Genomic DNA, 15,543 nt, shown 5'->3' with positions numbered 1-15,543 from the left:
ATAAATTTATATTTCCATCTCTAATCTGAATATATGATATAACTAGTTTTAATTATTTAAAAAGCTCTAAATATTCTCCATATCCTAATTCTTCCATGTCTTTTTTAGGTATAAACTTAAGAGAAGCAGAATTTATACAATACCTTAAACCTCCAAGTTCCTTTGGTCCATCATCAAAAACATGACCTAGATGAGAATTTCCTTTAGCACTTCTTACTTCAACCCTATACATGCCTTGTGAAAAATCACTTCTTTCAATTATAGACTTATCTATAACTGGCTTTGCAAAGCTAGGCCATCCACATCCCGCATCAAATTTATCCTTTGAAGAAAATAAAACCTCTCCACTTACTATATCCACATAGATACCTTCTTCATTATTATCATAATATTCATTTTCAAAAGGTACTTCTGTCATGTCATTTTGAGTAACTTCAAATTGAATAGGAGTTAAAGTCTTTTTTAACGCTTCCCTATCTACATTATTTCCATCCCAATAACTTTTTACAAAATTATATCTTCCTGAACCTTTATAATACATATTATAATTTAATGGTCTTTTTTTATAATAATCTTGATGATTTTCTTCTGCTTCGTAAAATTTAGTTGCTGGAATTATTTCAGTAACTATTTTACTATCAAATATTTTACTATTTTCTAAGCTTTCTTTTGACTTCAAAGCTGTATTTTTTTGCTCTTCATCATGATAAAATATAGCAGTTTTATATTGAGTTCCTCTATCACCAAATTGTCCACCATCATCCGTAGGATTAATTTGTTTCCAAAATATATTTAAAAGTTCATCATAACTTATTATATTATCATCATAAGTTATTTGAATAGCTTCAACATGGCCAGTTGTTCCTGAACATACTTCTTGATATGTAGGATTTTCAACATGACCAGATGTATATCCAGAAACTACTTTTATAACCCCATCATATTTATCAAAAGGTTTTACCATACACCAAAAACACCCACCTGCAAAAGTAGCAAGTTTTATCATTTTCATCACTCCTTAAAAAAATTATATTTTATTTATTCCCTAAGAAGTAACTTAATAATCTTGTATTTTATTATTTTTTACTTTATTTAGAAAATACTATATGATATTAAAGTATTTAAAATTGCAAAATCTTTTATCAAAATTATAAACTATAAAAATTTTCTACTTATAAATATAATGAAAAACTATACCTAATTTTTATAAAAACCTTTTTTATTTATCCATTCAAATGCATCTTTTATATCACAGTTTTCACCTAGAGATATTAAATATTCTAGTGAATCACAATCATCCATAGCTACATCTCTCTCCATTTTAGGATTTAACCTATAGTAATTATCTCCAAGAAGTTTTTGAGAAAATAGTTGACTCATTTGAGAGTTCCCTTCTAGTGTAACAGATATAATTGGTAAGTCTGGCTCCTTATTGATTATCCAGTCAATAGCTCCCCATTCAGTTGTATCTGTCTTTATACTATTATATACATATCCAGTCCCTATAGAAAAAAGTCTTGTATTTTTATAATTTAGCTTAAGTCCACTGTCAATTGAATAAACTATACATGCTAAACTTGGGTCAGTTGCTATTATACCACCATCAACATGACAATTATAGGTTGGAAAGAATACTGGTGCAGCACTACTTGCCATTGCTACATCCACAACTTTACTAGTTTTATTAAGAGAATTTGGCATATTATTATAAAATACAGGCTTCCATGAATGTTCTTCATTACCTATATAAAAGCTTGGTACCATGACTAATTTACTTAAATCTTTCAATTCTAAGTCTTCTGGAAATATACTTAGTAAAATTTCCTTTAAATTTTTATTTTCATACTTTGGTCTGAGCATTTCTGCATAACTTTTGTTGAAAATATACTTTGAATTTTCAATTGAATAGAGAGTCTTTATCTCTTTTGGGCTTACACCATATGCAAGCCCTAATGCAATCAAACTGCCTGTAGATGTTCCTCCAAACATATTTATGTTATTTAACAAACTTGGATACTCCTCTACTATTCTCTCAAGTATGGATATACTTAATGCTCCCTTTAATCCACCACCATCGAATGTTAATATATTAAAATTCGAATTTTTCATATATACATACCCCCATATAAAATGCCTTATATATTTTAAATTTTAGTTAAAATAATTACACTATAATATATATATATTATGCAAATTCTATATTACAAAGTTCCTCTTTCTATAATTAAATTCAGTATCCTGCACTATTAAAACTATACTTTTTATTTGTTTGTACTATACACATATTTTAAGTATTATAAGTTTAAAAGTATGATTTATTATAAATATTTAAAAGTATGATTTATTATAAATAATTGATTAAAATAATATATACTTTAGTAATAGACCATAAAAATATAAATAAGGGTTGACCTTATACAAAGCCACCCCTTATTTATGTTAATTATAATTAATCTTAATAATACTTTGATTATAAAATTTATACCTTATCAGCTAAGCGTATTTTCTTTATCCTAATATTTTTTTCATATCTTCTTCTGGAGTAGATATAGGAGTTAAAGCAAATTTCTCAACCAATATATTCAATACATTTTCAGACAAGAACGCTGGTAAAGAAGGTCCTATATAGATATTTTTTATACCTAAGTAAAGCAATGTAAGAAGTACACAAACAGCTTTTTGTTCATACCATGATAGAACTATGCTAAGAGGTAATTCATTTACATCACATTCAAAAGCATTTGCCAATGAAATAGCCACTTGAATTGCACTGTAAGTATCATTACATTGTCCCATATCCATTAAACGTGGTAAACCACCTATTTCTCCAAGATTTAAATCATTAAATCTATATTTTCCACATGCAAGAGTCAATATAACAGTGTCTTCAGGAGCTTGTTTTACAAATTCAGTATAATAATTTCTTCCAGGTTTTGCACCATCACAACCACCAACTAATAAAAAGTGTCTTATGGCACCATTTTTTACAGCTTCTACTACTGTATCTTGTACAGATGAAACTGTTCCTCTTGCAAAACCAGTAGTTAGCATATCACCTCCATTTATTCCAGTCATATGCATATCTTCTTTATATCCTCCAAGTTCAAGTGCTTTTTCTATTACACTAGAAAAATCTTTATCTTCTCCAATATGAACCATACCAGGATAAGCAACCACTTCTGTAGTAAATACTCTATCTCTATAACTATCCTTAACAGGCATTAAACAGTTTGTCGTAAATAGTATTGGAGCAGGTATATTGTCAAATTCTTTTTGTTGATTTTGCCATGCTGTACCAAAATTTCCTTTTAAGTGCTTATATTCTTTTAATTTTGGATATGCATGTGCTGGTAATAATTCTCCATGAGTGTATATGTTTATTCCCTTATCTTTTGTTTGCTCTAGCAATTTGTGTAAATCATAAAGGTCATGCCCTGTAACTACAATAAATGGACCTTTTTCAATTTTCATAGGTACTTGAGTTGGCTCTGGTGTTCCATAAGTTTCGGTATTTGCTCTATCAAGTAATTCCATACATTTTAAGTTTATTTCCCCAGTTTTCATTACAAATCCTAAAAGTTCATCACTAGATAAGTCTTCTCCAACTGCTATTAACCCTTCGTAGAAAAAGTCATTCACTTCTTTATCTGTATATCCAAGTACCATTGCATGATAAGCATAAGCAGCCATCCCTCTTAATCCAAATAAAATTAATGATTTTAATGAACGTATATCTTCATTATCATTCCATAAATTCTTCATATCATAGTTATCATTTCTACTACAAGTTGTTGAGCAATCTGAACATCTAGGTACAAGTTCACTTTTTGCTAGTTCAGTTTTTTCAATTTGTCTTTTTATAGCTTCATCATCAAAACTTACATTTGTTACAGTAGTAAACAATCCTTCTATCATAACTTTATCTGTTTCTCTTGTTGGTCTATTTTTATTTCCAACAGTTGCTCTTGAAAGTCCAATTAATACTCCTGTAAGTTCATCTTGTAAATTAGCTGTTCCCCCTTTTTTACCACAAGCTCCATTTATAGTACATCCTTTACCACCAACTGTCTGTTCACATTGAAAACAAAACATATTCTCCATCTTTTATTCCTCCCATTTAATTTTATTTATTAAAATTTATTAAATTGTTTACGATTTACTTAATTAGATTTCTCCATCTACTATTTTCCCATCTACAGATATAGTAATTACCTGCCATGGTATCATCTTTCCACTATTTTGTAGGGCTGTTTTAACTGCATTTACGATACCACCACAACAAGGTACCTCCATACGTGTTACCACTATATTTTTAATATCATTTAATCTTAAAATTTCTGTAAGTTTTTCAGCATAATCAACTTCATCAAGTTTAGGGCAACCAATTAATGTAACCTTATTTTTCATAAATTTATTATGGAAATTTCCATATGCATATGCTGTACAGTCTGCTGCTATTAAAAGACTTGCATTCTTTAAATATGATGCATTAGCAGGTACTAGTTTTATTTGCACTGGCCACTGATTAAGCTGAGACTCTTGTGCCTCCATTACTATATTGTTATTTGTAGATATAGTATCTAAATCTTGTCTTTTTATAGACTTAGACTGAGAACCTGGACATCCACATGCTAAATTTTCTTTTTGTGCTCTCTTTGCTTCCATATTTGCTTTTACTGCTTCTTCATCATATTCTGCAGCCTCTCTATTTTCAAATGAAATTGCATTCGTTGGACAAGTTGGTAAACAATCTCCTAAACCATCGCAATAATCGTCTCTTAAAAGTTTTGCTTTTCCATTTACCATACCTATAGCTTCTTCATGACAAGCTTCAACACATAATCCACAACCATTACATTTTTCTTCATTAATTTTAATTATTTTTCTAATCATTTATATCACCTCATAAAATTTTTTTGTTTAAAATACTACTTTGCTAGATATTTATTTTTAAGACATAGGTCTTTTTTATTTTAGATTTTTGTAACAGGATTTTTATATCTCCTTGCTTTTATAAATTTAGTATAGTACAATGAAAAGAAATTATCGGTTGCATATGCAACAAGGAAGTGATTATTTGAAAAAATTTTTAGAAAAACATATAAATCTATTAAGAAGGATTTCTCTGTTTGAAGGGATTAAAGATGATGAACTTGAAGCAATGTTAGAATGTTTGGGTGTTATTGATAAGACTTATCCAAAAGATGACATAATATTTTCTGTAGGAAATGAAGTGACTTCTATTGGAATTATGCTTAAGGGAAGTGCACACATAATAAAAGAAGATATTGAAGGTAATAGAAATATTGTGGCTGAACTTTTACCTGGTGATTTATTTGGAGAGGTGTTTGCTTGCACTAGACTACATAAAAGTACTGTAACAGTAGTGACAACATCTTCATGTGAAGTTCTATTTATAAAATTTAAAAGTGTGACTGGTATTTGCTCGTCTACATGTGAATTTCACAATAGACTTGTTGAAAATATGTTACAATTAATAGCTGAAAAAAATATTTTACTTCATAACAAAATAGAGTTGCTTTCTTGTAAAACAACTCGTGAAAAATTGCTCATGTACTTTTCAAATCAAATAGAGAGAACGGGTAACTATAAGTTTACAATCCCTTTTTCAAGAAATGAAATGGCTGACTTTTTATGTGTTGATAGAAGTTCTATGTCAAGAGAACTTGGAAAAATGAGAGATGAAGGTCTATTATCTTTTAACAAAAATAAGTTTGAAATCTTTTGTTTCCAAAATAAGTTTGATATTTAAACTTATATGATTCAATACACATAATTTTAATTAATTCAAATTATAGGCATTACGTCTAAATCTAGAATTTATATTTTTACTCAAAAAATTAATAGATATCTTAATTATATAAATTAAGATATCCATTAATTTTGTATGTTAATTAGCTTACTTTTATGAAAGTATCTCATATGTCTTAAGACATACTTCAATTATATGTTTTTAATTAAATACTTCTTCTTTCCTAATAATATTTAAAAATTTTGCCGTTCTTTCATTTTTTGGATTATTAAATATTTCATCAGGAGTTCCTTCTTCAGCTATCACACCATTATCCATAAATATAATTTTATCAGCAACTTCTTTTGCAAAATTTATTTCATGAGTCACAATAAGCATTGTTATTCCATCTTTTGCAAGCGATTTTATAACACTTAAAACTTCTCCAACAAGTTCTGGGTCAAGTGCAGATGTTGGTTCATCAAATAATATTACATTTGGATTTACTGCCATCGCTCTAGCTATACCTATTCTTTGTTGCTGACCTCCAGATAACTTTGATGGATAAAAATCTTTTCTATCTAACATCCCAACTTTTTCTATTAATTTTAGAGAAATTTCTCTAGCTTCTTGTTTACTCTTTTTATGTACTACTATCAATGCTTCCATTACATTTTCTAATGCTGTTTTATTTTTAAATAGGTTATAATTTTGGAATACCATAGATGTATGTTTTCTTAAATTTGCTATATCCTTTTTTGTTGCTTTTTCTACATCTACTTTTACATCTCCAATCATTAGTTTTCCTTTTGTAGGCTCAACTAAATAATTTAAACATCTAAGTAACGTAGATTTACCTGTTCCAGATGGACCAAGTATAGCTACTACTTCACTTTGATTTATTTCTAAATTTATACCTTTAAGAACTTCTGTACCTTTAAAACTTTTATGTAAATTCTCTACTTTTATCATTATTATCCACCTTTTTTAATAAACAGAATAGACTAATCATATATTTGATACTAAAATTAATATGTTAATTTGAAATCTAAAAATAACTTAGTCATTTTATTTTTAAATAGAATATATTCTTATAATTATAATCTAACATTGACAAAGATAATCTACTGCAAGTTGTGCAAATAATGAAGATGCTGTGCTTAAACATTTTTCATCTATATTAAACTTGTTATTATGAAGTCTGTAATTTATATTTTTTTATTTATTTCCTACCCCTATATACATAAATAAACCAGGTCTTTCATTCATATAAATAGCAAAATCTTCACCTGTCATTGCTGGAAAATCAATCATTTCAATATTTTCATCTCCAAGTATTTTTAAAGCACTTTTTCTTCTAAGATGATAACACTAATATCGTTCCTATAGTTAATGAAAATATCAGTGAGCTTATTGTTAAAATCACAGTTACATTGAATGATTTCATTATTATTTGAAATAATTCCAAAAAATATTTCATGTTAAAAATCATAAAATAAGTCCCCCTCACTTAATGTTGTTTTTTGCAAACTTTTGTCACATGTTCAATTATAATAGAATTTTCTTTATTTTTCTAATAGAAAAAAACTATTTCCTTACTCACTTATATAGCCCTTTTTAATATCAAATTTATTTAATATAATTGGGCTGTCTAACTCGTTTTTATAAAATTAAAACATATGAAAAAGTTATGATATAGATATTTACATATCATTACTGCTATTGCAAATCAACCTCCGTGGAAGACTGTATATTAATCAATAAAAAATTAGATACGAAAAAATTTAGTAAAGAATTAAATATATCTCGTGTATCATTTACTTCAGAAGAATTATTATGGATGTAGTGATGGAACGAATACTGGATATATTAAAATAAAGACTGAGTATATATTAAATATTTTATTACCATATACTAAACATAAATATAGAGTTATCGAAACATCATGTCTAAATTTACTATAATTGACATAGTGTGCCTCCTAAATAATTAAATCATTATCTTCTTTTATCTTTATTGCCTTCTTAAATCCGTCTGAAATCACAAAACTCATAAGAGCAACCACAAAATATACAAGAGTTGGGACTGTGAAGTAAAATCCGAATCCTAAATCTAGGAACCTCATTCCTGTTCCAGTAGTACCGAAAGTTGAACTAAATTCTATAACAGAATTTAAAAGTAAAAGATAGCCAATAAGTCTAAATCTTTTTGCATTTTCATTTATGAATAAGCTATATTCAGAACTATTTAATATTTCTAACAATGACTTTACTATAATAAAATATGATACAACCATAGAAAACCTTAATATACCAGATATAAAACTTTGTATAGTTGCTTCACCACTAAAACAAATATAACTAAAGCCTTTAATTCCTCCTACAGAAAGTACTAATGCTAAAAGAAAAAATAAAACTTGTAATATACCATTTAATAGATTTTTTATAAATTTATCAGACACTATATCAACTCCTTTAAAATATTTTATATACTACATCATATAATATCGTTTTTCAATGATTTTTTATAATAAAAGATATATTTTTATTGTTAAAAATATAAAATATTTTAATTTCCTAAGTAAATATTTTAAGAGTAATTAAAATTATCTATTGTTAGTGTAAGGTTTCTGATAATTAACACTATGAATATCTATATCTAGATTCCAATTTAAAAATTATTAATATCTATATTAAAATTTATTAGATAAAAACCTAAATATAGTCACTAATTTTAAGTTATAATAAGTATATTAAAATCAATAAAAGGGAGTTTTAAATTTGAATGCTGAAAAAATAAATCAATATATTAGGTCAGTTAAACTAAACAGAAAAGGTATACATAGTATAAATGAATATCCATTTAATCTACCAATAGTAAAAAACTTATATCAACTTGATTTTCATAAAAACGTAACTTTTATAATTGGTGAAAATGGAAGTGGAAAATCAACATTATTAGAAGCAATAGCTATTGAATATGGATTCAACCCTGAAGGTGGGACAAAAAACTTTGGCTTTAGTACTTATAATAGCCACTCTGAACTTCATAAATATATAACAATCACAAAAGGACCTAAAAAACCTAAGCAAAATTTTTTCTTGAGAGCTGAATCTTTTTATAATGTAGCTACTGCAATAGATAAAGCTTCTAGGTTTTCGTCAGGAGTAAAAACTATAAACTATTATGGAGGAGTATCATTGCATGAACAATCTCATGGTGAATCCTTCTTCTCATTATTTATTCATAAATTTTCTAAAGAAGGAATATATATATTAGATGAACCAGAGGCAGCACTTTCACCTGCTAGACAGATGGCTTTTATAACAAGATTACACGAATTAGTAACCCAAAATTGCCAATTCATCATAGCAACACACTCACCCATATTAATTTGTTATCCTAATTCAATCATCTATGAAATAAATGAGAATGGCATTAATAAAGTTAAATGCGAAGATAGTGAAAATTATCAACTTACTCAAGATTTTTTAAATCATAAAAAAAAATTCTTAAACATGTTAATTGATTAGTAATCCATAAGACAAACTTTTTAAAATAAAAATTTAAACTTCTAACTATCTCAATTTTTATTTTATAAGTATATACATAAAAAGACTACATTAGATTAGTTATAATACAAATTTAATGTAGTCCTTTACAAAGTTCATTTTACATCTTAGTATAAATTATAATTTATAATTAATCTACTTCCATATTAAACTTTAATGCTCCTGTAGGACATACCATTACACAAGGTGCATCCATACCATACTCATTTCGTTCAACACAACCATTACACTTGTTTGCTTTACCATCATTTCCATAAATCAAAGCTCCATATTCACAAGCTTTTTCACAAAGTTTACATCCTATACAATCTTGATTATCTAATATGACAAATTTATTTTCTTTTTTAAAACAATCTTTAGGACATACATCTACACATTTTGCTTCATCACAATGAACACATGATAATGAAAAATATTCTACCTTTTCTTTTTCTTCCACTGTAAATACATGTCTAAAAAATTCACCATTATCTATGTCATTATCATTTTGGTCTATACAAGCAAGCAAACAAGCCCCACATGCTGTACATAACTCTTTATTGAATTCAAATAAACTTTTCATTATATCCCCCCAATTATTTATTCACTTTTTCAATCTTACACTTACAACTTCTATATGCAGGGAATCCACTATAAGGGTCAAAATTATCACAGATGATACTATTTACATCAACTTCTCTATATCCATGATACATATGTATGTTTTTATATAAAACTCTATCAGTAACATTGACCTTGACATTCAAACTTCCTATTTTAGTAGTTATTTTTATATAATCTCCATTCTTAATACCTAAGTCTTTTGCATCTAAACTAGAAATGTCACAACTAGCCTCATTTTTTAATATTCTCGAAAGCTTAACATCATGAAGTCTTGAGTGTAATGCATTTGGAATTCTTGCACCTGATGTTAATAGGTAATTATACTCATCTATATCATCATTAAATTCTTTGTATGTTGGTAATGCATCTAATCCAAAATCTTTATATTTCTCAATAATTGTAGATTTTAATTCAAACTTAGATGTACTAGTATCATAACCTTCCATTGTATACGAACCTACCTCATATGATTTAAAATCTTTACATTTCAATGGTAAATCACTTTCTTTAAGTTCATCTACATCTACACAAGTTCCTTTAAACATATGTCTTATACTTGCTTCATAACCTGCTTTTAAGAAATCATCTTCTATGTCCATAACATTTGCTAAATCAGAAAGTATTTCTACATCTGATTTTGAATCATATAATGTATCAATTACTTTTTTCGTATATGTAATATATCCACCTGGATAACTCTTACATTCTTCTCTTTCAAAAGATGTGCATGCAGGTAAAAGTATATCTGCATATTTTGATGCATCTGTCATAAATAAATCTATATTGACAAAGAAATCTACAGTGTTTAGAGCGTTAAAAAGCCTACCTGAATTAGGAAACATTCTAGCATTTATACCATGACAAAACAATGCTTTTATTTCATAAGGTGTCTTTTCTTCTATTTGTCGAGTTAAATCCATAGCTTGAAATTGATTTACCATTTCATTCCAAAGAGGAAATCTTTCCCCACCAATTCTTTCATTTATATTTTTAGGTAGCACTTCTTTTACAAACTCTTTTTCTAATGTTTGAAATCCTCCTACCTTACCAGCAAAATAATCTTGTTTTGGTATGTTACCTCCAATTTTATCATAATTACCTGTTATAGCAGATAGAGACATCATTGCCCTATAATTTTGAAATCCATTTTGGTGATGAACTACTGGAGCAGCACTTTCATTTATACAAAATGGACCTTTCGATAACATCTCTACAGCTTTTACTATATCATCTTTAGAAACCCCTGTAATTTTGTTGACAGTATCTAAATCAAATAATTTTACATATTCCTTGTATTCATCAAACCCATGTACATGTTTTTCTATGTATTCTTTATCTATCAAATCTTTTTCTATAAATAAATTAGCCATTCCTAGAGCTAAAGCTCCATCAGTACCAGGCTTAACTCTCAAGTGCAAATCTGATATTTTTTGAGTTGTTGGTGTTATCCTAGGGTCTACAATTATAAATTTTAAACCTTTTTCCTTTAGTTTACTTAAATTTACACTATTTAAAAATTTAGAGTAGTATGGATTAAACCCCCAACCTAAATAAGTATTTGCATTTTCCATATCCTGCATTGTAAAATTTCTCCCAGTTGCAACATTTCCAGCCATCTGTGCTGATGTTGAACAGGAGCTTGATTCTGTACCATAATTAGGAGAACCAAATGAAGATGCAAACCTCTGTAAAAACGGTCTATACCACTTTCCATACCCTGTAAAAAATGCTACATGTTTTGCTCCATATTCGTCTTTTATTTTATTTAATTTTCCCCCTATTTCACTATAAGCTTCTTCCCATGATATTGGCTTAAACTTTCCTTCACCTCTTTTTCCAAGCCTCTTCAGTGGTGTTTTTATTCTATCTTCTCGATACATATATTCTCTATTACAAAGCCCCTTTGTACACAACAACCCTCTGTTCATTGGATGCTCTTTTGTTCCTTCTATTTTTATTACTTTGCCATCTTTGACATATGCATCAATTCCACAATGAATTCCTGGAGAACAAATATCACATAAAGTCTTCTTTATTTCTATTCCTGTTTCCTTACATGGTATCTTAGCCTTAATCAATTTATAACTATCCATATCAATATCTTCCTTTCCCAATGATAAATATAAAACACTATAATTATTATACATTCTTTTAATTTAAATATCATAAACTTAAAATATGTTTTTAATAATTAAATTTTATATACATTTATAAACTACTTAAATCATTATTTTTCACTCCTAGTTTACAGGAGATTACAATAAAAATCTAATAGCAAATTGTTATTTATATATATTTTGCAATAGATAAAAGCTATTTATATATGCTTTAATTTAAACACTGTATTTAGAGTGTAAATTGAATAGATTTAGATTATAATATATACAGTGAGGTAAGGTGAATAAAATGAAAATAGATATGATATATAAATTAATCAAAAGAAATACAGAACCATCAAGATGGTCAAGAGGTATAAAATACTATAGTAATCAATTAGTTGATTATATAGACATTGATATTGATGACTTACAAAATAACTTGCTAACATTTCGTGGTGGAGTCAATTCTGAGGATAATTATAGCTTTTATTTTAATTCAATAACAATAGATATAAAACACTTTAAAATAATTGAGAGTGACTGTAGTTGTGTTGATTGTCAATCAAATATTACAAATCGAGGCATCTTTATATGTAAACATCTAGTTGCTATTGTGATAAAAAGCCTAAAGCAAATAAAAAGTAAAAATGACATTCCTCCTGTTCTAATAGATATATTAGATGATGATAAAGATAAACTTTCTAAGACTGATTCTAAAGTCGGCTTGGACTTAAGTAAACAACTACTTTCTTTTTTAAATGATACTAAAAAAGAAAGAGTCAATTTAGATGTATTATTAAACATTGATTCAAACAAAGCAATTGCTGAGTTTAAAATTGGAATCGATAAAATGTATGTTTTAAAAAATATCACTGAATTTGCATATTCAAAACTTAATGGATATGAATTGGAGTTTGGAAAAAAATTTATTTATAATCCTAACATCCATTATTTTGCTGATGAAGATGAGAAGTTAATAGATATGATAGAAGAATATGGAACAAATCTTTCATATAATTTTTCTTCGTCATACTCAAAAAAGTTCATGGAAATAAATATGAGTTCTCTGAAACAATTTTTGAATGCTCTTAAGGACAAGGATTTTACTCTAATTTTTTCTAAGGAAGAATATCATCCAAAAGTATCAAGTGATATTTTACCAATAAAATTTAATTTTAAAAATATAGAAGATAAAATTGTCTTATCCTCCAAAGACTTACTACCTGTTCCACTTAGTAGAAAAGGTGATGTACTTTTATATGAGAATAATATCTACTTATTGTCTCATAAAAAGGCTCGAGATTATTCAAAAATCTATCAAGTATTAGCAAAATCTAAGGAATTAAAATTTGATAAAGAAGACTCTAAAGATGTTTTAGGGCTATTAGTGCCTAAATTAAAGTCAATATCCAAAGAAGTTTATTTGGATGAAAACATAAAAAATAATATAGCAAATAATTTTGAAACAGAGTTTTACTTTGATATAATTGATGGCAATGTATGTTGCGACATAAAGTATATCTATGATGATGAAGGTGGTAAAAAATTTATACTTCCCAATATACAAAAGGAGGCTAAAATTGAAAATAAAATGCTTTCTTCACAATTTGTAAAAGAAAATAACAGATATACATTTAAAGGAACTGACTATGACCTATTTACATTTTTAGATTCACAGTTAGAATCTTTAAAGGAATTTGGAGATATCTATTATTCTGAAAAGTTTAAATTGAAGAAAATATATAATTCTTCATCAATTCAAGCTTCAATTAATCAAACTAATCAAAATTATCTAGAATTTAATTTTAATATATCTGATATAAATCCAAAAGAGTACAAAGATATTCTAAAAGCTCTCCAAGAAAAACGTACTTTTTATAAGCTAAAAGATGGAAGTTTTATAGACTTATCAGAAAAAGAAACTAAAGATTTTTTTGAACTGGTTGAAAATTTGGATGTAATTGATAAATCAAAAGATAATAAAATTCATAATAATAAAGCTCTATATATAAATGAAATGATAAAAGGTAAAGATTTAAAATTTATAACTGGTAAAAATGAATTAGAAAATACATGTGCTAAATTTAGAAATTTTAATGTTATAAATTCAGAAATTCCAAGTAATTTAAAAGCAAATCTACGTGACTACCAAATAAATGGTTTTAATTGGTTTAAAGTTTTAGATTTTTATAAATTTGGTGGTATATTAGCTGATGAAATGGGTCTTGGAAAAACAATACAAACTATTACATTTTTACTATCTGTATTCAATAAAAAAAGTATTATTGTTACGCCAACATCACTTATTTATAATTGGAAAAATGAATTTGAAAAATTTGCTCCAGATATAAAAGTTCTATTGATACATGGAAATAAAAAAGATAGAGAAAAGTGCTTTAGAGAAATAAACGATTTTAATATAGTCCTTACAACATATGGTACTCTTAGAAATGACTTAGAAAAATATAATGAAATAATTTTTGATTATTGTGTAATAGATGAGGCTCAAAACATTAAAAATCCAGTGGCTTTAGTAACAGAAGCTGTAAAAAATATAAATGCCAAAAATAAATTTGCACTTACTGGTACACCTATGGAAAACAATTTAGTAGAGTTATGGTCTATATTTGATTTTATAATGCCTGGATATTTATATAGTAGAGGAAAATTTCAAGAGTTATTTATAAATAAAGAAGATAATGTTGAAAATTTAAAAAGACTTATAAAGCCTTTTATTCTTAGAAGAAGTAAAAAAGAAGTAATGAAAGAACTCCCAGACAAGATTGAGAAAAACTTTTTTGTTGAATTAAATAAGGAACAGAAAAAAATATATAGTGTGTATGCAAAAGATATACAAGATAAAATGAAAGATAAAAATCTTAAGAAAGATAAAATAGTTATTTTCTCTTATTTAACTAAACTAAGACAGCTTTGTTTAGACCCAAGTATAGTGGTAAAAGATTATAATAAAAAAAGTTCAAAAATAGAAACATGTCTAGAAATACTTAGAGATAGTATAAATGAAAATCACAAGATATTATTATTTTCACAATTTACATCTGTCCTTAAAAATATAGGCAAGGAACTTGATAAGTGTAAAATTGCATATCACTATATAGATGGTAAAACTAATGCTAAAGAAAGGCTTGAACTTGTAGATAAATTTAATAATAGTACTGACAAAAAAGTTTTTTTAATATCTTTAAAGGCAGGTGGTACAGGATTAAATCTTACAACTGCTGATATTGTAATTCACTTTGACCCATGGTGGAATCCATCAGTAGAAAATCAAGCTAGTGACAGAGCTCATAGATTCGGTCAAAAAAATGTAGTACAAGTTATAAAGTTAATTGCTAAAGGCACTATAGAAGAAAAGATAATAAAATTACAAGAAAATAAAAAAGAGCTTATAAATCAATTTATAAATGGAGAGCTTTCTAACGAAGGTGTATTAAGAAGTTTATCTGATAGTGAGATAATGGACTTGTTTAATTGAAGGTAAGATATATAGTAAGTA

The 15,543-nt window shown here is 27.0% G+C and carries 12 protein-coding genes; 3 read left to right on the top strand and 9 right to left on the bottom strand.

All coding sequences use genetic code 11. The annotated features are described in order from the left end of the window. Positions 1 to 52: 52 nt before the first annotated feature. The 4 genes from msrA to IC175_RS00385 form a co-directional block, all read right to left on the bottom strand. Positions 53 to 1,006 carry a peptide-methionine (S)-S-oxide reductase MsrA gene (gene msrA / locus IC175_RS00400; RefSeq protein WP_227482529.1) on the bottom strand — a complete coding sequence of 318 codons (954 nt, stop codon included), beginning with the start codon at positions 1,004 to 1,006 and terminating at the stop codon, positions 53 to 55. A 191-nt stretch (positions 1,007 to 1,197) separates the two neighbouring features. Next, on the bottom strand, positions 1,198 to 2,109 hold the full coding sequence (locus IC175_RS00395; RefSeq protein WP_227830613.1) for a patatin-like phospholipase family protein: 912 nt from the start codon (positions 2,107 to 2,109) through the stop codon (positions 1,198 to 1,200). 399 nt (positions 2,110 to 2,508) lie between these two features. Beyond that, positions 2,509 to 4,101 carry a hydroxylamine reductase gene (hcp, locus tag IC175_RS00390; RefSeq protein WP_227482527.1) on the bottom strand — a complete coding sequence of 531 codons (1,593 nt, stop codon included), beginning with the start codon at positions 4,099 to 4,101 and terminating at the stop codon, positions 2,509 to 2,511. A gap of 63 nt (positions 4,102 to 4,164) precedes the next feature. Next, the gene (locus IC175_RS00385; protein ID WP_227434824.1) at positions 4,165 to 4,893 is read right to left on the bottom strand and encodes a 4Fe-4S binding protein; all 729 of its coding nucleotides are present in this window, start codon (positions 4,891 to 4,893) and stop codon (positions 4,165 to 4,167) included. 163 nt (positions 4,894 to 5,056) lie between these two features. Between IC175_RS00385 and IC175_RS00380 the strand changes: the two genes are divergently transcribed. Continuing rightward, a complete protein-coding gene (locus IC175_RS00380; protein ID WP_227845954.1) occupies positions 5,057 to 5,773 on the top strand; it encodes a Crp/Fnr family transcriptional regulator in 717 nt (238 codons plus the stop codon). 201 nt (positions 5,774 to 5,974) lie between these two features. Here the strand turns inward: IC175_RS00380 and IC175_RS00375 are convergent, their stop codons facing one another. The 3 genes from IC175_RS00375 to IC175_RS00370 form a co-directional block, all read right to left on the bottom strand. After that, on the bottom strand, positions 5,975 to 6,724 hold the full coding sequence (locus IC175_RS00375) for an amino acid ABC transporter ATP-binding protein (protein WP_227850977.1): 750 nt from the start codon (positions 6,722 to 6,724) through the stop codon (positions 5,975 to 5,977). 385 nt (positions 6,725 to 7,109) lie between these two features. Then, positions 7,110 to 7,244 carry a hypothetical protein gene (locus IC175_RS19330; RefSeq protein WP_255615797.1) on the bottom strand — a complete coding sequence of 45 codons (135 nt, stop codon included), beginning with the start codon at positions 7,242 to 7,244 and terminating at the stop codon, positions 7,110 to 7,112. 489 nt (positions 7,245 to 7,733) lie between these two features. Then, positions 7,734 to 8,213, bottom strand: a complete 480-nt coding sequence (locus IC175_RS00370) for a DUF2975 domain-containing protein (RefSeq protein ID WP_227850976.1) — start codon at positions 8,211 to 8,213, stop codon at positions 7,734 to 7,736. Positions 8,214 to 8,532: 319 nt separating this feature from the next. Between IC175_RS00370 and IC175_RS00365 the strand changes: the two genes are divergently transcribed. Next, positions 8,533 to 9,285, top strand: coding sequence for an AAA family ATPase (locus IC175_RS00365; RefSeq protein WP_227850975.1), 753 nt, complete (start codon positions 8,533 to 8,535; stop codon positions 9,283 to 9,285). 169 nt (positions 9,286 to 9,454) lie between these two features. Here the strand turns inward: IC175_RS00365 and IC175_RS00360 are convergent, their stop codons facing one another. Then, positions 9,455 to 9,886 carry a 4Fe-4S dicluster domain-containing protein gene (locus IC175_RS00360; protein WP_227850974.1) on the bottom strand — a complete coding sequence of 144 codons (432 nt, stop codon included), beginning with the start codon at positions 9,884 to 9,886 and terminating at the stop codon, positions 9,455 to 9,457. A gap of 13 nt (positions 9,887 to 9,899) precedes the next feature. After that, complete coding sequence (locus tag IC175_RS00355) at positions 9,900 to 12,074, bottom strand: molybdopterin-dependent oxidoreductase (RefSeq protein ID WP_227850973.1); 2,175 nt, start codon at positions 12,072 to 12,074, stop codon at positions 9,900 to 9,902. 259 nt (positions 12,075 to 12,333) lie between these two features. Between IC175_RS00355 and IC175_RS00350 the strand changes: the two genes are divergently transcribed. Continuing rightward, positions 12,334 to 15,522, top strand: coding sequence for a DEAD/DEAH box helicase (locus tag IC175_RS00350; RefSeq protein ID WP_227850972.1), 3,189 nt, complete (start codon positions 12,334 to 12,336; stop codon positions 15,520 to 15,522). Positions 15,523 to 15,543 lie beyond the last annotated feature (21 nt).

It is taken from the genome of Clostridioides sp. ES-S-0123-01 (assembly GCF_020658415.1).
In the GTDB taxonomy this organism is placed as follows: Bacteria; Bacillota; Clostridia; order Peptostreptococcales; family Peptostreptococcaceae; genus Clostridioides.
Note: the sequence above shows the minus strand (reverse complement) of the source record. Positions and strands in the feature narration are given on the sequence as shown.

Coding starts and splice junctions, on each gene's coding strand:
- msrA (WP_227482529.1), bottom strand. CDS start 1,006: ATGATAAAACTTGCTACTTTTGCAGGTGGGTGTTTTTGGTGTATGGTA.
- IC175_RS00395 (WP_227830613.1), bottom strand. CDS start 2,109: ATGAAAAATTCGAATTTTAATATATTAACATTCGATGGTGGTGGATTA.
- hcp (WP_227482527.1), bottom strand. CDS start 4,101: ATGGAGAATATGTTTTGTTTTCAATGTGAACAGACAGTTGGTGGTAAA.
- IC175_RS00385 (WP_227434824.1), bottom strand. CDS start 4,893: ATGATTAGAAAAATAATTAAAATTAATGAAGAAAAATGTAATGGTTGT.
- IC175_RS00380 (WP_227845954.1), top strand. CDS start 5,057: ATGCAACAAGGAAGTGATTATTTGAAAAAATTTTTAGAAAAACATATA.
- IC175_RS00375 (WP_227850977.1), bottom strand. CDS start 6,724: ATGATAAAAGTAGAGAATTTACATAAAAGTTTTAAAGGTACAGAAGTT.
- IC175_RS19330 (WP_255615797.1), bottom strand. CDS start 7,244: ATGATTTTTAACATGAAATATTTTTTGGAATTATTTCAAATAATAATG.
- IC175_RS00360 (WP_227850974.1), bottom strand. CDS start 9,886: ATGAAAAGTTTATTTGAATTCAATAAAGAGTTATGTACAGCATGTGGG.
- IC175_RS00355 (WP_227850973.1), bottom strand. CDS start 12,074: ATGTATAATAATTATAGTGTTTTATATTTATCATTGGGAAAGGAAGAT.
- IC175_RS00350 (WP_227850972.1), top strand. CDS start 12,334: ATGAAAATAGATATGATATATAAATTAATCAAAAGAAATACAGAACCA.